The sequence below is a fragment of the Candidatus Kaistella beijingensis genome (assembly GCF_020084865.1).
In the GTDB taxonomy this organism is placed as follows: Bacteria; Bacteroidota; Bacteroidia; order Flavobacteriales; family Weeksellaceae; genus Kaistella; species Kaistella beijingensis.
This window is the reverse complement of record NZ_CP071953.1, coordinates 1,003,119-1,027,287: the sequence shown is the minus strand read 5'-3', so window position 1 is coordinate 1,027,287 and position 24,169 is coordinate 1,003,119. Positions and strand designations below refer to the sequence as shown.

Annotated in this window: 20 protein-coding genes; 13 read left to right on the top strand and 7 right to left on the bottom strand. The window is 35.1% G+C overall.

Annotation, left to right across the window (positions count from 1 at the left end):
* Positions 1–10: 10 nt before the first annotated feature.
* Positions 11–2,044, top strand: a complete 2,034-nt coding sequence (locus tag J4771_RS04765; RefSeq protein ID WP_224136954.1) for a site-specific recombinase — start codon at positions 11–13, stop codon at positions 2,042–2,044.
* Here J4771_RS04765 and J4771_RS04760 read toward each other — a convergent pair.
* From J4771_RS04760 to J4771_RS04740, 5 genes are all read right to left on the bottom strand, one after another.
* Positions 2,022–2,312 carry a hypothetical protein gene (locus tag J4771_RS04760; protein ID WP_224136953.1) on the bottom strand — a complete coding sequence of 97 codons (291 nt, stop codon included), beginning with the start codon at positions 2,310–2,312 and terminating at the stop codon, positions 2,022–2,024. The genes J4771_RS04765 and J4771_RS04760 overlap by 23 nt on opposite strands.
* Positions 2,313–2,803: 491 nt before the next feature.
* A complete protein-coding gene (gene recF / locus J4771_RS04755; protein ID WP_224136951.1) occupies positions 2,804–3,901 on the bottom strand; it encodes a DNA replication/repair protein RecF in 1,098 nt (365 codons plus the stop codon).
* Positions 3,902–4,192: 291 nt separating this feature from the next.
* Complete coding sequence (locus tag J4771_RS04750; RefSeq protein WP_224136949.1) at positions 4,193–4,390, bottom strand: hypothetical protein; 198 nt, start codon at positions 4,388–4,390, stop codon at positions 4,193–4,195.
* Positions 4,391–4,560: 170 nt separating this feature from the next.
* On the bottom strand, positions 4,561–6,360 hold the full coding sequence (locus tag J4771_RS04745) for a BamA/TamA family outer membrane protein (RefSeq protein ID WP_224136947.1): 1,800 nt from the start codon (positions 6,358–6,360) through the stop codon (positions 4,561–4,563).
* 28 nt (positions 6,361–6,388) lie between these two features.
* Positions 6,389–7,147: a UbiA prenyltransferase family protein gene (locus J4771_RS04740; RefSeq protein ID WP_224136945.1), complete on the bottom strand. Its 759-nt coding sequence runs from the start codon at positions 7,145–7,147 to the stop codon at positions 6,389–6,391.
* A 93-nt stretch (positions 7,148–7,240) separates the two neighbouring features.
* Here J4771_RS04740 and J4771_RS04735 point away from each other — a divergent pair, with 93 nt between their 5' ends.
* From J4771_RS04735 to J4771_RS04720, 4 genes are all read left to right on the top strand, one after another.
* Positions 7,241–13,153 (top strand): alpha-2-macroglobulin family protein, encoded by a 5,913-nt coding sequence (locus J4771_RS04735; protein WP_224136943.1) that lies wholly within the window; start codon positions 7,241–7,243, stop codon positions 13,151–13,153.
* Between the two features lie 109 nt (positions 13,154–13,262).
* Positions 13,263–13,718, top strand: coding sequence for a DUF1569 domain-containing protein (locus tag J4771_RS04730; RefSeq protein WP_224136941.1), 456 nt, complete (start codon positions 13,263–13,265; stop codon positions 13,716–13,718).
* A gap of 71 nt (positions 13,719–13,789) precedes the next feature.
* Complete coding sequence (locus J4771_RS04725; protein ID WP_224136939.1) at positions 13,790–14,260, top strand: hypothetical protein; 471 nt, start codon at positions 13,790–13,792, stop codon at positions 14,258–14,260.
* A 130-nt stretch (positions 14,261–14,390) separates the two neighbouring features.
* Positions 14,391–14,837, top strand: a complete 447-nt coding sequence (locus J4771_RS04720; RefSeq protein ID WP_224136938.1) for a VOC family protein — start codon at positions 14,391–14,393, stop codon at positions 14,835–14,837.
* 5 nt (positions 14,838–14,842) lie between these two features.
* Here the strand turns inward: J4771_RS04720 and J4771_RS04715 are convergent, their stop codons facing one another.
* Together J4771_RS04715 and prmC are read right to left on the bottom strand one after the other, a co-directional pair.
* Positions 14,843–15,034, bottom strand: a complete 192-nt coding sequence (locus tag J4771_RS04715) for a hypothetical protein (RefSeq protein WP_224136937.1) — start codon at positions 15,032–15,034, stop codon at positions 14,843–14,845.
* A 72-nt stretch (positions 15,035–15,106) separates the two neighbouring features.
* A complete protein-coding gene (gene prmC, locus J4771_RS04710; RefSeq protein ID WP_224137768.1) occupies positions 15,107–15,958 on the bottom strand; it encodes a peptide chain release factor N(5)-glutamine methyltransferase in 852 nt (283 codons plus the stop codon).
* Positions 15,959–16,101: 143 nt separating this feature from the next.
* Between prmC and J4771_RS04705 the strand changes: the two genes are divergently transcribed.
* The 8 genes from J4771_RS04705 to hisC all read left to right on the top strand — a co-directional run bounded on the left by J4771_RS04705 (position 16,102) and on the right by hisC (position 24,168).
* Positions 16,102–16,641, top strand: a complete 540-nt coding sequence (locus J4771_RS04705; RefSeq protein WP_224136935.1) for a C40 family peptidase — start codon at positions 16,102–16,104, stop codon at positions 16,639–16,641.
* A gap of 85 nt (positions 16,642–16,726) precedes the next feature.
* On the top strand, positions 16,727–17,536 hold the full coding sequence (locus J4771_RS04700) for a 2,3,4,5-tetrahydropyridine-2,6-dicarboxylate N-succinyltransferase (RefSeq protein ID WP_224136934.1): 810 nt from the start codon (positions 16,727–16,729) through the stop codon (positions 17,534–17,536).
* Between the two features lie 18 nt (positions 17,537–17,554).
* The gene (locus J4771_RS04695; RefSeq protein WP_224136933.1) at positions 17,555–18,724 is read left to right on the top strand and encodes a glycosyltransferase family 87 protein; all 1,170 of its coding nucleotides are present in this window, start codon (positions 17,555–17,557) and stop codon (positions 18,722–18,724) included.
* Positions 18,725–18,735: 11 nt separating this feature from the next.
* Positions 18,736–19,665, top strand: coding sequence for a glycosyltransferase family 2 protein (locus tag J4771_RS04690; protein WP_224136932.1), 930 nt, complete (start codon positions 18,736–18,738; stop codon positions 19,663–19,665).
* Positions 19,666–19,696: 31 nt separating this feature from the next.
* Positions 19,697–20,791 carry a glycosyltransferase family 4 protein gene (locus tag J4771_RS04685; RefSeq protein WP_224136926.1) on the top strand — a complete coding sequence of 365 codons (1,095 nt, stop codon included), beginning with the start codon at positions 19,697–19,699 and terminating at the stop codon, positions 20,789–20,791.
* Between the two features lie 210 nt (positions 20,792–21,001).
* The gene (gene hisG, locus J4771_RS04680; protein WP_224136923.1) at positions 21,002–21,859 is read left to right on the top strand and encodes an ATP phosphoribosyltransferase; all 858 of its coding nucleotides are present in this window, start codon (positions 21,002–21,004) and stop codon (positions 21,857–21,859) included.
* 1 nt (position 21,860) lies between these two features.
* Entirely contained in the window at positions 21,861–23,156 is a 1,296-nt protein-coding gene (hisD, locus tag J4771_RS04675) for a histidinol dehydrogenase (RefSeq protein ID WP_224136921.1), read from the top strand.
* Positions 23,143–24,168: a histidinol-phosphate transaminase gene (hisC, locus tag J4771_RS04670; protein WP_224136919.1), complete on the top strand. Its 1,026-nt coding sequence runs from the start codon at positions 23,143–23,145 to the stop codon at positions 24,166–24,168. Before hisD ends, hisC begins: the two co-directional genes overlap by 14 nt.
* The last annotated feature ends 1 nt before the right edge of the window (position 24,169 follow it).

The window sequence follows — 24,169 nt, the reverse complement described above, 5'->3', positions numbered from 1 at the left end:
TTGCGCAGATATGGCGTTCAAATTCCGAAATAGCGACAGTTTCAGCAACATTCTTATCAAATATTTCAGTTTTAAGAATGAGACCAAATCGATGGAGCCACTCATTGATTTGCTGCCAGTTTTGCGAAATTGCGATTTTGAAGAGTTTCTAAATTTTCTGAAAGAAAATCCTGAAGTTACTGAGAATTTCAGTTATTACATCAAAAATCTCTTTAAAGGGAAACCTTTTAATCTGTCGCTGACCGAAGCGAATATTCTTTCAGAAAACGCTTTCTATCCTGAACTTAAAAAACGTTTGCTCGATAAACTTTTGCCCAATATTGAAAACGAAGATACGATTTGGTATTTGGTGGACAATATTTCGGTGCAGCCAAAAAAGGATTTGGAATTTTTCAGAAGTCTTTCTGCGGAACAGTTTGATGAACTTTTCCTACTTTTAAAGCTAGATGACTATATTACGAAAAAGGAAGTTAAGCGTGAATTGCTGTTTTCTTTAAACATTTTAGCTTGGCGAATCATCGGAAACGCAATGGAAGTGGAGGTTTTGAACATGGCTCCTGAATATCGGAATTTTGACAATCCGTTTCTAGCACTGCAAAATGAAATTGATGTGCTGAATCAAGATTTTAAGGAAAATCCTGATTTTGTTATTGATTCCAAAGATGTCAATTTCAAGCAGATTAAAGTTTATTTGCAGCAATGTTTGGATTTTGTGACCGTTGCTTTTAAAAATTCTGCGAAATACGGAATTTCGGGAAAAATCAATCAGTCTTTGTTGAAAATCAGGCAACAGCTTGAAAGGATGAACGATATTCTTTCGGTGATGCTGATTAATGAAGAAAGTGATGTGATAAAAAATTCTAAACAATTGTTCCTCAATATTTTAGACTATAAATCTCACAAGAATAATTTAAAGGAACTTTTCGCCGATTCCACCACTTTGATGTCGCATTTGATTACCAATCACACCGCAGAAACAGGTTCTCACTACATTACTTCCAATCGGAGAGATTACCTGAAAATGTTTTTTCGAGCAAGCGGAGGCGGCATAATTGTGGGCGCATTGTGCGTTTTGAAGATGCTTTACAGCTATTTTCCAGGAAGTGATTTTTTGCACGCAATCCTGTATTCATTAAATTATGCGATGGGATTTGTGATGATTTATTTGATGAATTACGTTTTGGCGACAAAACAACCTGCAATGACGGCTGCGACGATGGCCAAAGTGCTTTCCGCAGGAGAAAATACAAAGAAAAATTATCAGGATTTTGCACATTTGGTTTCAAGGCTTTTCCGTTCGCAGTTTATCGCATTTATGGGAAATGTTTTGCTTGCTTTTCCTGTGGCACTCGCGATAATTTATGGTTTGGATGTATTTTTCAAACAGAATTTTGCTCTTGAAAAATCGGCAACACTTCTAAAGGATTTGGACCCGATTCAGTCGAAAGCGATTTTCCATGCGTGTATCGCGGGATTTTTCCTGTTTCTTTCGGGTATTATTTCGGGAAATGTTGGGAATAATTCGGTTTTTTATCACATTCCGAAAAGAATTGAGAAGAATCCGTTCTTGAATTATTTCTTTGGAAAGAATTTGGCAAAAGGACTTTCAGATTATTACGCTAAAAATTGGGCGGGAATTATTTCGAACTTTTGGTTTGGTATTTTTCTCGGAATTACAGGTCCAATCGGACTTTTCCTTGGTTTGGATTTGGATATTCGCCACATCACTTTTGCATCCGGAAATTTTGCGCTTGGTCTTTACGGTGCAGATTTTTCGGTAACTGCTTATACTTTTTGGATTTCATTCATCACCGTTTTTCTGATTGGATTTTTCAATTTTCTGGTGAGTTTTGGATTGTCGATGGTTTTGGCTTTCCGTTCGCGAAGTGTGAATTTCGGTGAGGTGAAGGAGATTTATAAAGAAATTTTCAGGTATTTTTGGAGAAATCCGCTTCGTTTTTTCTTCCCGATTCTTTCAAAGGATTTGGATATTCGTGCACAGGAAATGGTCGATACGGTTTCTACAAAATCTGAAGATCACTAATATTTTCCTCGCCAAATTTTTCTTTAAACTTATTTAAAAAGAAAGTTTTCCTCATTCTAAAATCGTTTTTTAAAAGCGGTGATTTTATTTTAATGGAAAGGATTTTCTTGTCCAAATTCACATCGCCAATTTCTTGAAAAAGAGCATCGTTAAGATATTCCTGTAAAAAATCTTTAATTTCGAAAGCCAACAGTTTATCCTCAAAACCATAGATTTTGGCGAAAGATTTTACAAGTTCGGAACTTTGGAATTCGCGTTTTTTTTTCATACGAGGTGCGGGATACTTGATTCGAGATACGAGTTATGTGATTCGAGTTATGAGTTATGGGTTATGAATAATTTGTAAGTTTTTGTCAGGGTTTTCTTTTCCTTTATTCCAATTTTCTCGAACCCATTTTAGTTAATTGTTGATTTTTCCTCCCAATAAATCATATACTGTTTTAAGGTCTTCAAAATTATTTATTATTTCGGGATAAAGCCGAATTATTTTCTCTAAATGTCCAATCGTCTAATCCTTGCTTAAAGGCAAAAAACTAAAAATCGTTCGTATTCTTTTTTATTAACGCTTCTGCCTTGGCCTTCAATAATATTGGCGAAAAGAAGTACGATGAGTTTTGATAAAAAGTTCAAAACTGCTTTAGTAAATATCAAGATTTCTGTAACTCATATCGAATATCTCTTTAAAATTAAACAAAAACTATAAAATTTATTTTATTTTAAATTTAACCCAATCTCGTACCGCGCACCACGTATCTCACATCAAATTTCAAAAATTTTACTTTCGTCAGTAATTTTCCTCACCACATTTTCTGTTCTTTCTTTATGGGTATCGGTAATAAAAATCTGTCCAAAATGTTCCTGATTCACCAATTCAATCAATTGTGAAACTCTGGAATCATCCAGTTTATCAAAAATATCGTCGAGCAAAAGGATAGGAGTTTTTCCTGTGATTTCTTTAATTCTGTTCATTTGAGAGAGTTTTAAAGCAATTAAAAATGATTTTTGCTGACCTTGACTTCCGATTTTTTTTAACAGATTTCCGTTCATCTCAAAAAGCAAATCGTCTTTGTGGATTCCTTTTGAAGTGTAGGTTAAAATACGGTCTTTTTCAAGGTTTTTATTCAGCAGGTTTTCAAAACTTTCTTCATTTAAATCTGAATTATAAATTACCGAAACTTTTTCTTTTCCGTTTGAAATAATCTCATAATAATTTTGGATTAAAGGTAAAATGGAATGTATAAACTCTTTTCTTTTCTCAAAAATTTTGGTACCGAATTTAATTAATGGCTCATTATAAATCTCCAAGCTTTCCGCATCGAAATATCGGTTTTTCGCGAAAGATTTCAAAAGCGCATTCCTTTGCTGAACCGTTTTTTGATACTGAATTAAATTAAAAAGATATTCCGAATCGGTTTGAGAAATCATCGCATCCAAAAACTTTCTGCGGCTTTCCCCTGAATCTGAAATTAAATTGGAGTCGTAAGGAGAAATAATCACGCTCGGTAAAAATCCGATGTGGTCTGCAATTCTGTCGTAAGATTTATCGTTTTTCTTGATGATTTTTTTGGCTTCTTTCGGTTGCTGAATTTTGATGATGTTTTCCTTTTCACCATCGAAAATTTCGCCTTCAATCGTGAAGAAATCTTCTGCCACACTGAGCGGAGTCGAAGTGTGAATGTTGTTTAAATCTGTATTTCCCAAAAAAGATTTCCCAACGGAAAGATAATGAAGCGCATCCAAAACATTGGTTTTCCCAACACCATTATTTCCCACGAAACAGTTGATTTGTGGTGAAAATTCAAATGATTTTGAAAGGTGGTTTTTGAAGTTTTGTAGGGTGAGTTTTTGGATGGTCATAAACCTAAAATATTTTCGAGTTTTTCATGATCTTGCTGATTCTCCCAAAATGCAACGATGTACACTTTTTCTTTATCGACAAAGTAAACCAAACTATAGTTTTTGAAAATTAGAATTCTTTAAGAGTTTGCAAATATTTTTTTTCCTGAAAAGGTTGATCTTTTAATTGGTTGGTCCTGCTCTTAATCAATAATCGTAGTTTCTTTGAATAGAAGGTGCTTTTATTTCGAATATTCCAAAAATGAAAAATTTCATCCCTTTGTTGTTTCGCAAATACGGTCCAAATAATTTTTAATTGAGCCATTCCTCATCCATTTTGTCCATTTCTTCTTCAGTTAGACCGTGTCCATTTCTAACATCTTCCATTCCTCGTTCAATCATTTTCATATAAACAGGATGCAGTTTTATTTCGTCTTCTTTAAAATCATTTTCAACTTCTTCATAGTCACTGCTTTTCACTCTTGTAAACAGATTGAGGTTCAGAAACAATGTTTTTATTTTCAGAATTCGGCATTTCTCAAAGTTTAGCAATCAATTCTCTATCAGAACTTTCGTTGATTGCCCTGATTAATTTATTTTTTAGAAACTCTAAATTTTCCATCGCCAAAATTTTAGTAAAGATAAAGAAAATCGAACTAATGGATTTTGAAATTGAAGTTCTAATTCCCGAAATTCACAAACTGCGGAACTTCCGTGCCAAAAGAACTTAACGGCATTCCGTCATTTCCAAAACTGTTGAATTCAAATCCAGGTTTATTGTCAATCGGAAGTTTCGGGTAATATACGAACGAAACCTTAATTCTGTTGAATACCAAATACGGATTGTCAATCAAGGCACCAATTCCAAACTTTGTCTCCGTTTTGGATTTGAATAAAGGGTCGCCATTTTGTGACAACCAACCCAATGTTGCATTCAAATATGGACTGAAATGGAAATTTTTCCAAGATTTATTGATGAACAATTGCAGTTGATAACGTAGAATGAATTTTTTAGTCCCAATATAATCTCCGTTGTACATTGGGAATTCGTCCCATCCTGAAAGATTCATTCGGTCTTTGTAGGAATATTGATAACGCCAATTTCCGATGGCGAAAGTGGGAGAGAGGAAATGGCGGACTTTGGCAAATTTCCAATCTTGCAGAGGGGTGAAGTAAGTTCCGTCTAAACGAAATTCGTTTTGTCGGTCTTTCTCTTTACTGAAAAATCTCCCATATTGAGCCTTTAAATTAAAATATCCCAAACTATTGAAATCTCCAATGGAAGCCGAGACTCCACCATAAGGAATGGCTTGGTTGCTTCTTGCTAAAAACCCACCTGTTAAACCAAATGATTTCCCATAAGGAATATCTTCAGGAAGATTGTATTGAAAAATATTTTTTTCCACAGAAAATTTCCTGTCCGTAAAAACTGCAGATGCTAAAAAACTATTGGTAGAATGAAAAAAATCTCCACCGTCAATTTCGGGTTTGTCTTTATATTGATAGTTTTGAAACCTTCCCAAAACCGCAATGTTTCTGGAAATTTTTCCATCGTTGCTAATGAATACCGGAAATTGATAACCTCCCCACAAATCTTGGCTGAAAACTTTGATTTGAACTTCAGGAATATTTGATGCATTTAATATTGGCAACCCAACCTTTCGTTTGAAATAATCAAATGTAAATCCTCCTGCCCATCTTGTGAGCGGAGAAAAGAAATCCCGTCTTGCACTGAAACTGACTCTTTCATTATTTTCGAAATCTTTTTCGCCCAAAATAGTCGCATTGATGAACGTTCCGAAAAGATTATTGGTGGTGTAGCTTCCAAAGAAATTATTTTTTTTCTCCTTAAAATTATTGGTGAAATAAAAATTTAATTCGTGACCCAAACCAAGAAGGTTTGCTTCTGTAATTCCTAACCCGATCTTACTTCCCGAGAAACTCATGCGCGGTTTCAAACTCCAGGAATCTAGAACTTTTACATGAACATCGAGAGAATCTTTAGAATCTTCGCTTTCCGAAACATTAATGTTTACACGGTTTATAAAGTTTACGCTTCTTAACATACGCTCAGATTCGTACAGTTTTTGGGAATTAAATTCTTCACCTTCCTTGAAAAAAAGATAATTCCGGATGGTTGATTTTCTGGAATCAATATGGATTTTTTCAGCAAGCCGATCGTACCATTTTGTGTCTTTATTTTTGTTGGAAATCGTATAACCAAAAGGATCCACCGTTTCAATTTCAATGTGCCGAATGAATTTTCCGTTGAATTGTGTCGTGTTTTTTTCTTTAGTATCCGTTTTTACAGAAACTGAATCAGCCTCTCTCCTAAAAATAAAACGGTGCAGAAATTTGGTAACTTTTCTTTTGTCTGAAAATTCTTCAATTTTAGTGTAAATCGAATCCTTTTTCTCTTGCGCCAAAACACAAGAAAAACAAGTAAGCAGAATTACAGTTAAAAGGTATTTTAATTGCAAAAGAATATTTTTTTCCGATAATCGATTATCAATTTATAAGCCAATTTACTAGCCAAAAAGCAAAAGGTAATCCGCTTAAACTTTCCACCCAAAACGAAAAGTAAGAATCTTTGTTAGAGTTTTCTGAAAAATAAATAAGGATATAGGTTAAGATTGAGGTTAAAGCAAAGGAAATTGCAAATTCAGTTTTTAGATAAAAAATGGAAATCATTAAACTCAAAAAAATAAGAAAATAAGCAAGATATTTCGTGTTTTCAACTCCTATTAACCTTGGAAAAGTCACGACATCATCCACTTTCATATCCCGAATATCGAATGGCAAAACCAAAGCCGTCACAAAAAATAAACTGATGAGAAAAATAGTGAAATGAAATTGTGGTAAAATCAGCCAGGAATTGATTAAAGCCCAGGTAAATCCTACATAAAAAACCTTTAATAATGGAACTTTTCTTATATAATTCTCCAAGAAATAACTATTGTAAAGCAATCCCAAAATCACGATGAAGAACCATTTTAAAATTCGGATTTCGTTATGATTAAGAATAATTAATGTTAAAGAAACGATTCCGCAAATGATGTTGAAAATCAATACTTTGCTAAATAAATAATGGTTTTGATATTTGGTGTAAAGATAGCCGCTGAAATACGTAATGAAGATTAAAATCACCGTCGGAAAGCGGAATACATTTTGCTCCAACATGAAAAAAATTGCCAAAAAAGTGCCCATCAAAGAAACATAGATTTCGCTGTCGATCACGTATTTTTTTAGTAATTTTAGAATCTGCATCAGTTGCAAATTTAACCAATTCAAATTTTTAAAATCCATGATATTGTAGAGACGCGATTTATCGCGTGTCACGAAATTATTAGAACATTTTTTATGAAAAAATTCACAACACTTTTCACTTTTTTTCTGTTGTTTATCATAGTTACGCCAATTTTTGGACAGAAATATTACGACGACCAATGGAAAAAAATTGAAACCAATTACAAGCAAGGTTTATACAAATCCAATCTCCCAATTATTTTAGAAATCCAAAAAACCGCCATGAAAGAAAGCAATGCCGTTCAACTCATACGCTCGCTGAAAGCTGAATTCAGTATTGTGAACCAAACTCGAGATGATGAAAAAAATGATTCTTCAAGTCAGTTTTTCAAAAAATTGTCGGAATTGGACCAATCGTTGAAAGGCGAAGAAAAACTGGTTTATCAAGTTCTGTTGGGTGAATTTATCAACGATCATTATCAAGAGGATCAATGGGAAATCGATCAAAGAACCAATATCAACAATCAGGATTTCGCACAAATCGAGACTTGGTCTAAACTGGATTTTAAAAATTATTTGAACAAACATTTTGCCGATTTAGAAAAGCAGAATTCTGAGTTGCAAAAAATTTCGATGTCGAAGTACAAATCTATTTTTGAAGGAACAGAAGATTTGGATTATTTCCCGACCTTGTTTGACTATAATTCGATGAAACAAATTGATTTTCTGAAAGATGAAGATTTATTTACACCGAATGAATTGAAAGTGAACCGTTCCAAAATCAATCAGATTTATGAAGAGTTAATTACTCAAAACTCGGGAAATTCAAAACTCTATTTTCAGCATCAAAAACTGAATTACAACTGCGAATTTACCAATTGCAAAGACCAACTTTCTCAACTTCAAAATCTTTACAAAACCACTACAGAAGGTGATTACAAAGTAATGATTGCGGGTGAAATCATTGACGAATTAACAGAAGACCAAAAATATAAGGAAGCATTAATTTGGGTTGAAAGCGTAAAAAAAGAATATCCAAAATCAAAATTTCTAAACAATATTCTCAATCGAGAAAACCAGATTGTCAATCCAAATCTCACAATTTATTACGAAACGCATACACAGGCAAATCTCCCGATTCATTTGGTGGCACAAGCAAAAAATGTGGACAAATTTTCATTGAATATTTATGAGGTGAAGGACGATTTTCAGAATTTCTTGAGATATATTTCTGATTCTTACGACAAAAATAAATTCAGTGCGGTAAAAAAATCTTTGGTTCGAAAGGAATCGTTTGATTTACAGGATTTAAAGGATTACAAAACACACAACACTTCTTTTGAAATCAAACCACTTCCATCAGGAATTTATTTGGTGGAATATGTGGTGGAAAACGCGATTCAGGAGAATTTTTATTTCATCGTTACAAATTCGCGAATTATTTACAACAAAAAAGATGATCGGAAAACCATTGAAAATCAACTAAAATTAGTCAATCGCGAAAACGGAAAATCAATCTCAAGCGAAGGTTTGAAAATTTATGAATATTCACGTGGAACTAGGATGAATACTTTTCCTTTAAACACGGATAATTCAGCAAACTTTAAGTTTCCAGTTTCCCAAGACAACGAATATTATCGATTTTATCTTGTTCAACAACCCAAAACCAATGATTTCAATTTGATGCAGGTTTATGGAAACCGTTATTATGGCGAAGATTTTAGAAATCAAAACCAAAATTCTGCACAAATATTTTTAGACCGAGCGATTTATCGTCCTGGACAAACCGTTTATTTTAAAGTGATTAACACTCAATTGGTAAATCAAAAGGAAAGTGTTGCATCTGGACTTTCTCAGAAAATATCGATTCACGATGCCAATGGAGAAAAAATTTCAGATCAAACTTTCAAAACGAATGAATTCGGTTCCTACAACGGAAATTTCATCTTACCGAACGGAAAATTGAACGGACAGTTTTCGCTTCAAATTCATGAAAACGGAATTGATACCTACAAAGATTTCCGTGTGGAAGAGTACAAACGCCCAAAATTTGAGGTGACTTTCGAGCCGATTAAAGATGAATACCAATACGGACAAACCATTGAACTGAAAGGGAAAGCGATGATGTTTTCGGGAGTTCCTTTGAGCAATGCGATGGTGAATTACGAGATCAAAAAACACAATATTAGGTGGATGTATTTTTGGTGGTTTCCACGAGGGAATTATAATGAAAACTCCATTCTCGGTGAAGTGAAAACCAATGAGAAAGGCGAGTTCATGATAAAGGTAAATTTGAAAAAAGATGAAACATTAGAAGGAATTCAGGTTGATAATTACGAAATCAATGCTTCGGTAACCGATATTAATGGTGAAACACAATCTGCAAACACAAATGTGAAAGTTGCTTCGGTTTCTCATTACATTAAAACTGATGATATCAAAGACGCTTTTGCAGATGAAAATGTAACGGTAAAAGTGGAAACCAAAAACTACAACGACCAAAATCTGAAGAAATCTTACAATGTGAAACTTTCGAAATTGCTTCCTGATGAAAGAATTTTCAGAAGTAATTTTGAGCAACAAATTCAGGATTTACCGAAATTTTCGAAATCAGAATTTGTTCAGAAATTTCCACACGATTATTATGAAAAAAAGGAAAAAGATTCAAAAATTGACAAAATAATTATCGAAAGAGTTGAAAATCAAACAACTTCAAACGATAGCAAACAACCTCAAACTTTAGATTTAGGAAAATTAAGTGCAGGAAAGTATAAACTCGAACTTTTCAACATCGAAGGAAAAGACACCATTAAAACGGAAAAAGAATTTGAAGTTTACGACAAACGATTTTTGAATGATTCGCAGAAACCTTTCTTAAAAGTGCTTCAACCAAAAGCAGAATTCAACCGAAATGAAAAAGCGAAAATTTATGTTTATTCTGCTGTTCCAAATGCTTTAGTGAATATCTACATTCAAAACGGAAACGGAGAAACGGTGACCGAACAAAAATCTTTCAAAAATGGTTTGGTGGAGTATGAAGTCGCTTTTCCAAAAGATGAAAGTATCGACCAAATCAATGTTCAGTTTCAATTGGTAGCTTTTAACGATGTTCAAACTAAGAGTGTCAATCTGAAAATTGCTTCCGACAAAAAACCACTGCGAATTGAAACCGTGACGTTCCGTGACAAATTGCAGCCGAACGAAAAAGAAAAATGGACGGTGAAAATTTTGGGCGACCAAAACGAAAAAATCAATGCTGAAGTTTTGGCGAATATGTACGATATGTCGCTTGATCAGTTTGCGGTGAACACGTATTCTTGGCAACAGCTTTACCAAAAATATTTCATTCTGAATTCTTACGGAATCAATGAAAATTTGGCGCAGGAAACTTTTAGCAAAAGATATAAATACTTGAACCAAGAAGGAATTCAGTTCCCGAATTTCAGTTGGTTTGATGGAGGGATTTACGGACGTCAATTACGAATTAGAGGTTATGCATCTGTTGCCGCACCAATGGCAGTTGCAAAGGAAGCAGTTGTAATGGATTCGGTTGCAGGTAATGTTTCTGGTGTGCAAGTTGAACAGCAAGGATTAATGGAAACAAAAACCGCATCACTGAAAACAAGTTCAAATGTTGTATCAACAAAAGAATTAGAGAAAATCCCCGTTCGCCAAAATCTGAACGAAACCGCATTTTTCTATCCAAATTTAATGACCGACAAAGACGGAAATGTTTCATTCGAATTTACTTCTCCGGAAGCATTAACACAATGGAAACTGATGTTTTTGACACACACGAAAGATGCAAGAGCCGCAACTTTGCAGAAAGAAGTCGTAACCCAAAAAGAATTTTCTGTAACGCCGAATTATCCAAGGTTTTTGAGAGAAGGCGATGAACTGAATTTGCAATCAAAACTCTCAAGTTTGGTCAATGAAAAATTGATTGGAACAGCGCAATTGCAGATTTTGGATGCTTTTACCAACGAAGATATTACACAAAAATTCGGAATTTCCCAATTGACGGCGGTTGCAGGTTACAACAAAGAACAGACTTTCTCTCTGCATGAAAACGGAAATTCAGTGGTGAATTGGAAATTGAAAGTTCCAAACGATGTTTCTTCCATCATCATTAAAATCGTTGCGAAAGCAGGAAATTTCAGCGACGGTGAGCAAAAAGCAATTGCGGTTTTACCAAACAGAATGTTGGTTACCGATGCCGTGCCGATTTTTGTGAAGGAAGGTCAAACCAAAACTTTCACTTTGGAAAATTTGGCTAAAAATACTTCGACTACGGCGACAAATTTTGCGAATACTTTGGAACTGACGACCAATCCTATTTGGGAAATTATGTTTGCGCTTCCAAGCTTGAAAAACGACCAGAATAATTCTGCGGATGTGGTTTTCAACAAATGGTTTGCCGATGTTTTGGCTTCCGAAATATTTAAAGCCAATCCAAAAATGAAAACTGTTTTTGATGAATATCAAAGCAAAGGCTTGTTGATTTCCAATTTGGAAAAAAATCAAGAGTTGAAACAATTACTTTTAGAAGAAACGCCTTGGGTTTTGGAAAGCAAGGATGAAACGGAACAGATGCAGAAATTGTCTCGAATTTTCGATGCGAACACGATGCGAAATTCCATTAAAAACGATTGGGCAGAACTGAAAAAACTGCAAAATCCTGACGGCGGATTTTCTTGGTATGCAGGTTATCCGAGTTCGTACTACAATTCGCTGTATATTCTGAAAAATTTAGGCAGAATCAATGAATGGTTGAAAGGAAATGTTGCTGATTATCAGGGAAGTGAGCAAAAAGAAATGGTTTCCAAACTGATTTCTTATGTGGATAATGAAGTGAACAAATATTGGGACGCTTCGGCTTCGCTCAGCGCGACAAAAGAGGTATGGAATAATTATGTTTTGGATTATCTTGATACCCGTCATTATTGGGAAAATCAATATCCATTAAAAGGAAAAGGCGCGACGTTGAAAAACTTGGTCATCAAAAAAGCATCAACTGCGAAAATCACCGATTTCACGTTCTTTGGACTACATCGTGCAGCATTGTTATTTGATCAGTATAAACTCACGAATTTGTCGAAAAAGTTGATGACTTATTTAAAGGAAACCTCGACTGAAACGGAAACTCAAGGAGTTTATTGGAAGCAAAATCTGAACGATTGGGGATGGTATTCTTCAAAAACCGTGAATCATGCGGGAGCGTTGGAAGCGTTTAACAAACTCACTCCAAACGACCAAAATTTCATTGAGGAAATGAAGATTTGGTTGGTCACTCAAAAAGAAGTGAATTCTTGGGGAACGTCGCGTGGAACAGCGGAAGTGATTTACACGATTATGAATTCAGGAAAATCTTGGACTTCCAATGAAAGTGACAAAGCAACTATTTTATGGGGAAAACCTAATCCAAATTTTGCACAAGGTAGAGAGCAAAGTGCGACTGGATATTACAAAAAATCAATTCAATCTGATAAAATCGACAAAAATTTAGGAACAGTCACCATTACAAAACCTGGTGCAGGAATTGTTCAGGGTGGTTTATTTTGGCAGTATTACGAAGATTTGGATAAAATAAAATCTTCTGAAAGCTATATTTCCATCACCAAAGAACTTTATAAAAAAATCAAAACTGAGAATGGGGAAGAGTTGTTGAAAATTACCGCTCAAACTCCATTGAAAGTGGGCGATAAAGTAACAGTAAGAATGATTTTGAACACAGACAGAAATATGGAATTCATTCACCTGAAAGATATGCGAGCTGCAGGTTTTGAACCTTTAAATGTTTTGTCCGGTTATCAATGGAAAAACAATTTAGGTTATTATCAATCCACAAAAGATGCTTCCACCAATTTCTATATTCAATACCTACCGAAAGGAAAATACGTTTTTGAATACGATTATGTGTGCAATGCTTCGGGAACGTTCAGCAACGGAATTACCACTTTGCAAAACTATTACGCACCGCAGATGAATGCGCATACGCAGGGAACGAAAGTGACGATTAATGAATAATTAACAATGAAAAATGAATAATTTAGATTCCGCTTCAATTTTTGGGGCGGAATTTTTGGTTTCATTTTCAAAAAGATATTTATCTTTGTTTTACTTCAAAATTTAAACTATGGAAAATATTTTTGACGCGAAAACCGCTCAAAATTATATCGACAGAATCAATAAGCTGACGCCAGAAACCCAAAGAAAATGGGGCAAAATGACGGTTGATCAAGTTTTAGCACACCTGAATGTGGCGTATTCTTTTATTTTTGAACCTGAAAAACATAAAAAACCGAGTTTCATTGCCAAATTTTTGCTTTCTAAATTTGTAAAGCCAAAGATTGTTAACGAAAAACCCTATAAACAAAGTTTGCCGACAAGTCCCGTTTTCATCATTGCAGATCGCAAAAATTTTGAGGAGGAAAAGAAAAAACTCGTTGGAAATATTCAGCGCGTTCAGCAGTTAGGAAAAGAAGCTTTCGAAGGCAAGGAAAACACCAGTTTCGGAATCATGACTTCCCAAGAATGGAACAATATGCTTGCAAAACATTTAAATCATCACTTGGAACAATTTGGAGTGTAGCGGTTTCCCTCTTTCAGAGGCGTGGCGAAAATTTCGTAGAATTTTTTGGCGGGGTGTCTAAATCAATCAAAATGAAAAAACTAATTTTTCTATTTATTTTCATAAGTTCTTTCGCATTTTCCCAAATGCCGAATATTGAAAAAGTATGGCTCAATAATTCCAAACCGTATGTCGGAACCATTGGCAACGACAAGACGGAAATGAAGATGAAAGTCAATATTTCTGAACAAAACAAGAAAAATGACCAGGAATATTTCCTTGCAGGTTATACTTTAGTAGATCGAAATTATACAAAATTCGAAGGGAAACTGACCATCACAAAATACAGAGACGGCAAAAGAAGAAACTTGGTTTTCGGAGAATATGAATTGGCAGAAGAACCAAGCGGAAAGCATTCTGGAATTTTGAAAGGGAAATTTATTTACACCTTTATGTGGAATAAGAAAACCGAAAAAATCGAAAGCCAGTTTATAGAATTAATAGGTGACTGGAAGAGTTATGACGGTAAGTCGAATTATAGAACCAATCTGAAAAACCTATAAAAGAAAAACGGACAGATAAGGGTAGATTTTGAATCTTACAATTAATGCCTTTTTTGAATAACCTTCTAATTTTATTGATACTGAATATCAAACAACATCGACTAATTCAAACAATATCAAACAAAATTCTATGGCACAAGTAAATGCGTACCTTACCTTCAACGGTAATTGCGAAGAAGCGTTCAATTTCTACAAATCCGTTTTCGGCGGAGAATTCCCTTACATCGGTCGTTTCGGCGATATGCCGCCTTCCGAGGACGGAAAACAAGTTCCCGACGAAGACAAAAACAAAATCATGCACGTTTCCCTACCAATTTCTCAGGAAACCGTTTTGATGGGTTCCGACACGGGCGGAGAATGGGCGTCACATCATGTTATAGGAAACAATATTTCAATTTCCATAAATACAGATTCCAAAGAAGAAGCAGACCGACTTTTCAACGGACTTTCCGAAGGCGGAACGGTGACAATGCCACTTGCAGAAACATTTTGGGGCGCTTATTTCGGAATGTGGACAGATAAATTCCGCATCAACTGGATGGTGAATTACGACGATCCTGCTAAAATGCAGCATTAAAATTTTTAGAAGCAAGACAGGATCAACTTCTTTGAGAAGGCAGTCCCGTTTTCCATTACAATCTTTTTTGCGGCGGCGAAGCCGCCGCAAAAAAGGATTTTCATTACAACCGGGGCTAAAAGTTGAGGCGGTTTTTTCTCTCGAAGGTTTACAAAATAACTTTTCGGCGCTCGCTTCGCTCGCGCTTTTTCCTTCATCAATTTAGAACATCCACTGCATCAGTATTTCCAGCATTTCAATATCGATAATGATGTTTCAGCAGAAAGTTCTTATTTCCTCCCAAAAACAAACCTTTCATTTCCTGAAATGTCCTTTTTCAACTCCACTACCGACAAAACATTTCTAAATAAATCCGCAGTTTCATTTCCCAATTTTTGGTTGATTTCCAAAAAAACCATTCCGTTTTCTGATAAATGATTTTTACTGTCTTCGGCTATTTTTTCATAAAAAACCAATGGATTAGCAGTTGGAGAAAACAGCGCCATTTTTGGCTCAAATTCTTTTACAGAATCAGCAATTTCATTTTCCTCATCAATTCCGATGTACGGCGGATTGGAAATGATTACATTATAAACTCCATCCAAATTTTCACACAAATAATCCTGATGAATAAAGTGGATTTCTGTCTTGTGAAAATCTGCATTTTTTTTAGAAACGTCAAGCGCCTTTTCAGAATAATCAATCGCCGAAATTTCCGCGTCAGGAAAATATTTTTTCAACACAATGGGAATAATTCCGCTCCCTGTTCCAATATCAAGAATTTTCAGACCTTGCAACTTGCACCCTGCAACTTGTACCTTTTCAATCGCCAACTCCAAAAGTTCCTCCGTTTCCGGACGTGGAATCAACACATTTTCATCCACAAAAAATTTCAGTCCATAGAATTCAGTTTCTCCTAAAATCTGTTGAAAAGGTTTCCCAGTTTTTAACTCATCGATGATTTTCCCAAATTCTTGAATAACATGTTCTTCAACAATTTCATCAGACGTCCTTCTCGATTCAAATTTACTTAAACCTAATTTTTTTTTGATAAAAATAGAGTAAAGCTCATCTATTTCCGACTTTGAATAAGCAGCCGAAAGTTCAGTTTTGAAAAGTGATTTTAACGCGGCGAAATTCATGTAAATAGAGATGGAATTATTTTTCAAAAATACTTCAAAACTTTTAATAAACCTTCACCAACTTCCGTTAATAAAGGAAAATCATCGCAAAGAACTTTATAATCCCAATAAAATCACTATTTTTGAAAATCAGTAAAGGTAAAATGAAAAATCTCTTTCTCGCAGTTCTCTTGCTTTTGTTTGTAATTTCCTGTGGCTCTTCGAAAAATGTAGTCGTGAAAAGAGAAATTCCAACGAAAACCGTCAAGAAAACCGCCGACTTAAAAACTTTAAATTCCAACTTTTCCGGAAAAGTAAACTCGCATGTTCAGGAAATTTTAAAAGACGCACAAAAATATCTTGGAGCACCTTACAAATATGCCGGAAATACTTCTTCGGGATTCGACTGTTCAGGATTGGTGTGCAAAGTTTTCGATGAAAATAACCTCAAACTTCCGCGCCGTTCTGAAGACCAGTCGAATGCTGGAAAAGAAATCAACATTCGCGATGCAAAACCCGGCGATTTGGTTTTCTTCGCAACTGCAGGTGGAACCAGAGTTTCCCACGTAGGAATTATTCACGATATAGGAAGCGACGGCGAAGTAAAATTTATTCATTCCTCGACTTCAAAAGGCGTCATCATTTCTTCCCTCAACGAAAAATATTGGAACAATGCCTATCTTTTCGTACGAAGAGTGCTTTAGAATCTTGAAATATTTTTTAGCCAAAATCCTGAATTGAATTTGTATTTTTGCACTTCAATCAATTATCAACCATCAATTATCATTTATGTTAAAGGAAACTATCGAAAATATTTGGGAGAACCGAGAATTATTACAGAACGAGGAAAGCCAAAAGGCAATCCGTGAAGTCATTCGTCAATTGGATTTGGGCGAGCTTCGAGTTGCAGAACCCACTTCAGAGGGCTGGAAAGTAAACGAGTGGGTAAAAAAAGCAGTCGTAATGTATTTCCCGATCCAAAAAATGGAAACGATTGAAGTGGGGCCATTCGAATTCCACGATAAAATGCCTTTGAAGAGAAATTATGCAGAAAAAGGAGTTCGCGTTGTTCCGCATGCAGTTGCTCGTGAAGGAGCGTACATCGCACCTGGAGTAATTTTGATGCCGTCTTACGTAAACATCGGTGCTTATGTAGATTCTGGAACGATGGTCGACACTTGGGCGACTGTTGGAAGTTGCGCACAAATCGGAAAAGACGTTCATTTAAGCGGTGGAGTGGGAATTGGTGGAGTTCTAGAGCCTCTTCAAGCCGCACCAGTTATTATCGAAGATAATGTGTTCGTTGGTTCAAGATGTATCGTTGTAGAAGGAGTTCACGTAGAGAAAGAAGCGGTTTTGGGAGCGAATGTTGTTCTCACTGCTTCAACCAAAATTATTGATGTTACCGGCGAAACACCTGTTGAAATTAAGGGAAGAGTTCCGGCTCGTTCGGTGGTCATTCCTGGAAGTTACACCAAAAAATTTCCAGCGGGAGAATATCAAGTTCCTTGTGCTTTAATTATCGGAAAAAGAAAAGAATCAACCGACAAAAAAACCTCTCTGAATGATGCTTTGAGGGAAAATAATGTGTCGGTTTAAACTTTTAATCATACCATCTTGAAAGATAAATTCCTCCAATTTATTTCGAATCCTAAATATATTTTTGGGATTTATCTTTTGATTTCAATAATTTCTGCGATTTCAAAATATCTAGGTGGACCCGGAAGTTATAATAACTATCTTATTTTCAGAAATGTTTTCACCAATACTTTAGCGGAAAAAAATATTTATCTGCAATATCCAGACGTACATTTTGATTCCAATCATTATGGCGTTTTTTTTAGTGTTTTAATTGCTCCGTTTGCGATTTTACCCGATTGGTTGGGAATGGTACTTTGGAACGTTGCGAATACTTTGGTTTTTCTTTTTGCCGTTCACAAACTCCCTTTTTCAAGCCAAAAGAAAGCTTTTTTTGCGTGGCTTTGTTTGCAGGAATTCATCACAGCGGCAGTAAGTTTACAGTTTAATGTTGCTTTGACCGGACTTTTAATTCTTTCTGCTGTTTACATTTACGAAAGAAAAGAAACCCAATCTGCCATTTCAATCCTCATCGGTTTTTTTGTAAAATTGTACGGAATTGCAGGACTTTCCGCATTTTTCTTCATTAAAAATAAAGGAAAATTCATCCTTTCATTGCTTGGATTCGGAGTTTTGTTTTTGATTTTGCCGATGTTGCTTTCAAGTCCGCATTTCGGGTTGCAATCGTATGCGGATTGGTTTCAATCACTTTCAGAGAAGAATATTTCAAATCACACCTTAGGAAATCGCCAAGATTATTCATTAATGGGAATCGTGCGACGGGTTTTAGGAAATCCGGATATTTCCAATATAGTTTTTTTAATTCCTGGAATTTTGGTTTTTGCTTTGCCTTATTTAAGGATTAAACAATACAAAAATTTGGCTTTTCAATTGATGATTTTGGCTTCAACGCTTTTATTCATCGTGCTTTTTAGTTCCAGTTCAGAATCTCCAACTTATATTATCGCAGTTTCGGGAGTGATGATTTGGTTCATCATGCAGAAAGAAAAATCGCCATTTATTATTGGTTTGCTGATTTTTGTAATCGTTTTGACGTGTTTTTCATTCTCGGATTTATTCCCGAAATTTATCAAGGAAAACTACATCATGAAATATTCCTTAAAAGCGTTACCTTGCTGTATTGTTTGGTTCCGAGTGATGTATGAATTAATGACCAAAGATTTCGAAAAAGATTATAAGCTCGATTAATAATTTCCGAAATGAAAAAGATATCCATCGTAATTCCCGCCCACAACGAAGAAGGCAATGTTTCTTTGATCCGTCAGAGAATTGCGGATGTTTTTTCTAAACTTGAACTTTATACGTACGAAATCATTTTTGTAAACGATGGAAGTCGAGACAACACCCAACGAAAATTAGAAGAACTCGCGGCGAAATTTGATGAAGTGAAATACATCGAATTTTCCCGAAATTTTGGGCATCAGCCTGCGGTAAAAGCAGGAATGGACTGTTCCAACGGAAACGCCGTAATCTCAATGGACGCCGATTTGCAACATCCACCGGAATTGATTCCCGAAATGATTAAACGATGGGAAGAAGGTTTCGACATTGTATATACGGTGCGAACTTACCCGAAACAGATTTCTGCATTCAAAAGGAAAACTTCCGATTTTTATTACAAATTTTTGGCAAGTATTTCCGATGTGAATTTAAGTGAAGGTGGCGGTTCAGACTTCCGATTGATGGATGCATCTGTTGTTGATGTCGTTCGAAACATGAATGAATCGGACATTTTTCTGCGTGGATTATCCAATTGGATGGGTTTCAAGCAAACCGGAATTCATTTTTTGGCAGGAGAAAGAGCAAGTGGTGAAAGCAGTTACAACCTGAAAAAAATGATGAAATTTGCGTTCACAGGAATTACCGCATTCAGCGTGAAACCGCTTTATTTGGCGGCTTATCTCGGTTTTCTTTTTTCAGCTTTTGCGATTGTGGGTTATGGAATCTATGTCATTCACTCTTTCTGGGCTAAAACGGAAATTTCAGGTTGGGCCTCCCTGATAATGACGGTGGTTTTCTTTGGCGGAATTCAGCTGATTATATTGGGAATTATCGGAATTTATCTGGGTAAAATTTTTAAACAGGTAAAGGAGCGCCCGAATTACATCATCCGCTCCAAAAATTTTTAATATAATTTTCAAAGAAAAATTTGATGACAAGATGAAGATTGCTTTTGACGGGAAACGTTTTTTCAGCAACAGTTCAGGATTGGGCAATTACTCCCGCGACTTAGTGAGGGTTTTGGCAAATTATTTTCCTGAAAATGATTATATTCTCTTGAACAAAAGCCAAAGTGAAAGAGGCAGGGAGATTCTTGATTTGCCGAATGTTTCTTTTAAACAAATTGCCAAAGGTAATTTTTCGCGACAATTAAAAATGGGAAAAGATGCCCAAAAAATCGATGCCGATATTTTCCACGGACTTTCAGGCGAGCTTCCTTTAAAATGGGACAAAAAACCGATGAAGAAAATAGTCACCATTCACGATTTAATTTTCGAAAGATTTCCGCAATACTACAGTTTTTTTGACCGAAAAATGCACCTGTGGAAATTTAGAAAAGCAGTTGAAAAAGCTGATGTCATAATTGCCATTTCCGAACAAACAAAACGCGACGTGATTCATTATTTAAAAGTTCCTGAAAGCAAAGTAAAAGTCGTTTATCAAGGTTGTCATCAGGCTTTTAAAGAATTTATTTTCCCTGAATTTTTAAATCAAACCAAAGAAAAATATAATCTTCCGGAAAGATTTATTTTAAATGTCGGAACCATCGAAGAAAGAAAAAATCTTCTGAATGTGATAAAAGCACTGAAAGCCACGAAGATTCCGTTGGTTGTTGTTGGGAAAAAGCAGAAGAAATATTTTCAAAAGATTGAAAAAGAAATCCGAAAAAACGGAGTAGAAGTTCAGTTTCTCGAAAATGTCAATATGAATGAACTGGCTGCGATTTACAGACTGGCAGATATTTTTATTTATCCAAGTTTATTTGAAGGTTTTGGAATCCCAGTGATTGAAGCTTTATTTTCGGGAACTCCCGTTATTACAAGTAATGTCAGCTGTCTTCCTGAAGCCGGCGGAAAAAATTCTACCTACGTTAATCCTTTATCGGTAGAAGATATCCGTTCAAAAGTTCTTCACCTTTGGGAAAACCAATCAGAACGAAAAAGACGCCGCGAAAAAAGTTTTGAGTATGTGCAACAGTTTAAGGATGAGGTAATTGCACAAGAGTTGATGAAAATTTATAAAGAAATTTTATAATTTTTCTTTTTAAATTCGGAATTATTTCTACATTTGTACCATAATTAGAACAATGAACACATTTTTTACACATCATCATTATCATTTCTGCTAAGACGGAGTGTTAATGTTATGTAGCTAAACTAAAATATTATAAAACCGTCTGAGTAAGGCGGTTTTTTGTTTTCTATTATTCCCCTTTACTCAGATACAATTTTTAGAAAAATTAAAATGAGTAACTTAAAAATTGCAGTACAGAAAAGCGGCCGGCTTTTCGAAGATTCAGTGAAACTTTTGAAAGACTGTGGTATCTCCTACAACGATGGACGCGACCAACTTAAAGTAGAAGCTGACAACTTTCCTATGGAAATTTTCTTGCTCCGAAACTCCGATATTCCCCAGTATTTGGAAGATGGTGTGGTTGATGTTGCGATTATTGGCGAAAATCTCTTACTTGAAAAACAGAAAAAAATCGATGTAGTTGAGAAACTTGGATTTTCAAAATGTCGTGTTTCTTTAGCCGTTCCCAAAGATGTTGAAAGTGATGATATTGAATGGTTTCAAAACAAAAAGATTGCAACTTCTTACCCGATAACGGTACAGAAATTTTTGGACAAAAATAACATCAAAGCAGATATTCACGTTATTTCCGGTTCGGTAGAAATCGCTCCAAATATTGGATTGGCAGACGGAATTTGTGATATCGTAAGTTCAGGAAGTACACTATTTAAAAATGGTTTAAAAGAGACCGTTACAATTTTAAAATCCGAAGCTGTTTTGGCAAAAAATCAAAATCTTTCTGAAGAAAAACAGCAAATTTTAGATAAATTTTTGTTTAGAATTCGTTCTGTTTCAACTGCAAAAAAATCGAAATATATTTTGATGAATGTTCCCAATGAAAAAATTTCTGAAGTAGCGGAAATACTGCCTGTTTTAAAAAGTCCCACAGTAATTCCTTTGGCAGAAGATGGTTGGAGCAGCATTCATTCTGTGATTGAAGAAAAACGGTTTTGGGAAGTCATCGATGAACTGAAACAAGCCGGAGCACAGGATATTTTGATTATTCCAATTGATAAAATGGTGATTTAAAATGAACATTTACAAATACCCAAATAAAGAATCTTGGGAAAGCCTTGCAAAACGTCCCGTTCTTGAAAAGTCAGATTTGCGAAACGTCATTTCTGAAGTTTTTCAAAACGTCAAAGAAAACGGTGATGAAGCTTTAAAATTTTACACCAAAAAGTTCGACGACACACATTTGGAAACATTTTTAGTTTCTGAAAATGAGGTAATTGAAGCATTGAATTCTTTGGATGATGAATTGAAAAAAGCCATTCAGGTTGCTAAACAAAATATTGAAAAATTCCACCAGTCTCAAGCCGAAAAATCTGAAAAAATTGAAACGGTTGAAGGTGTAATTTGTTGGCGAGAATCCCGACCAATTGAAAAAGTAGGAATCTACATTCCTGGAGGAACTGCGCCGCTTTTTTCTACGGTTTTAATGCTCGCAATTCCTGCACATATTGCGGGTTGCAAAGAAATTATTTTGTGTTCACCTCCTAATAAAAACGGGCAGTTAAATTCTGCAATTCTTTATGCTGCAAAACTTTGTGGAGTTACAAAAATCTTTAAAGTGGGCGGTTCTCAAGCCATTGCAGCCATGACTTTTGGTACAGAAAGTATTCCGAAAGCTTATAAAATTTTTGGTCCTGGAAATCAGTTTGTAACGGCTGCTAAAGAATTTTCTACGGAGTTTGGTGTTGCAATCGATATGCCTGCAGGTCCAAGTGAAGTTTTAGTTATGGCTGATGAACGGGCTATTCCGGAGTTTTGTGCGGCAGATTTGCTTTCTCAGGCAGAACATGGAAGTGACAGTCAGGTGATTTTTTTAGCAACTGCTGAAAATGTTTTTAATGAAACCATTTACGAGCTGGAAAAACAAATTAAGTTGCTACCAAGAAATGAATTTACCGAAAAATCAATTTCCAATTCAAGATTTATTCTTTTAAATTCTATTGAAGAATGTCTTGAATTCAGCAACTTATACGCTCCGGAACATTTGATTTTAGCAATAGAAAATCCTGAAAATCAGATTTCTAAAATTATAAATGCAGGTTCTGTTTTCCTCGGAAATTATTCCTGCGAAAGTGCCGGAGATTATGCTAGCGGAACCAATCACACACTTCCAACCAATTCATTTGCAAGGAATTACAGTGGAGTTTCTTTGGACAGTTTTGTAAAAAAAGTGACTTTTCAAAATCTTTCTGAAAAAGGAATTCAAAATTTGGGAAAAACGATAGAGTTGATGGCAGAGGCAGAAGGTCTTTTTGCACACAAAAATGCTGTGACTTTAAGATTAAATAAATTGAAAAATGAAAAACTTTAATCTCACATCCAAAATTAGAAAAAACATACAGGAGCTGGTTCCTTACGAAAGTTTTAGGGACCATAATAGTTTTGAAAATGCTGTTTTATTGGATGCTAACGAAAATCCTTTTGGTGAAAATAACCGCTATCCCGATTCCACTCACAAACTGTTGAGAAACAAACTTTCTGAATTTAAAAATGTTTCAGCGGAACAGATTTTTATTGGAAACGGTAGCGATGAACTTTTAGAAATCATCATCAAGATTTTTTGTGAACCGAACAAAGACTCAATTTTGATGATGAAGCCTTCTTTTTCGATGTATGAAGTTTACGCCAAAACCAATGCTGTAAATGTAAATTATCTTTTTTTGAATGAAGATTTTGAAATCAATCAGGAAGACTTTTTGAAACAAACTCAAAATCCATCTAACAAAATTTTGTTTTTATGTTCACCCAATAATCCAACAGGAAATTCAATAAAAGATATTGATTTTTATATTGAAAATTTTAACGGAATTGTGGTTGTAGATGAGGCTTATATTGATTTTTCAAGTCAAAATTCTACAATAAATCTGTTGGGAAAGTATCAGAATTTAATTGTGCTTCAAACGCTTTCAAAAGCTTGGGGTTTAGCTGGAGCAAGAGTGGGTTTTGGGATTTCTTCGGGTGACATTGCAAAATGGATTTATACGGTGAAGTCTCCTTATAACGTAAGTGCACTCAATCAAAATGCAGCCTTAAAGTGTTTAAACGATACTGAAATTTATCGCAAAAATTTAGCTGAAATTATTGACCAAAGAGAAATTCTAAAAGAAAAATTTAAAGGAATTTCCATCATCAAAAAAGTTTTTCAAACAGACGCCAATTTTTTCTTAATTGAATTTGAAGATGTAGAAAAAGTTTATCAAAAGCTGTTGAACAACAATATTTTAACAAGTTTCAGGCATCCTTCCATTCCGAATTGCATTCGAATCAATATTGGAACTTCCGCTGAAAATCTAAAACTTGTAGAGATTTTAAACCAAATGTAGC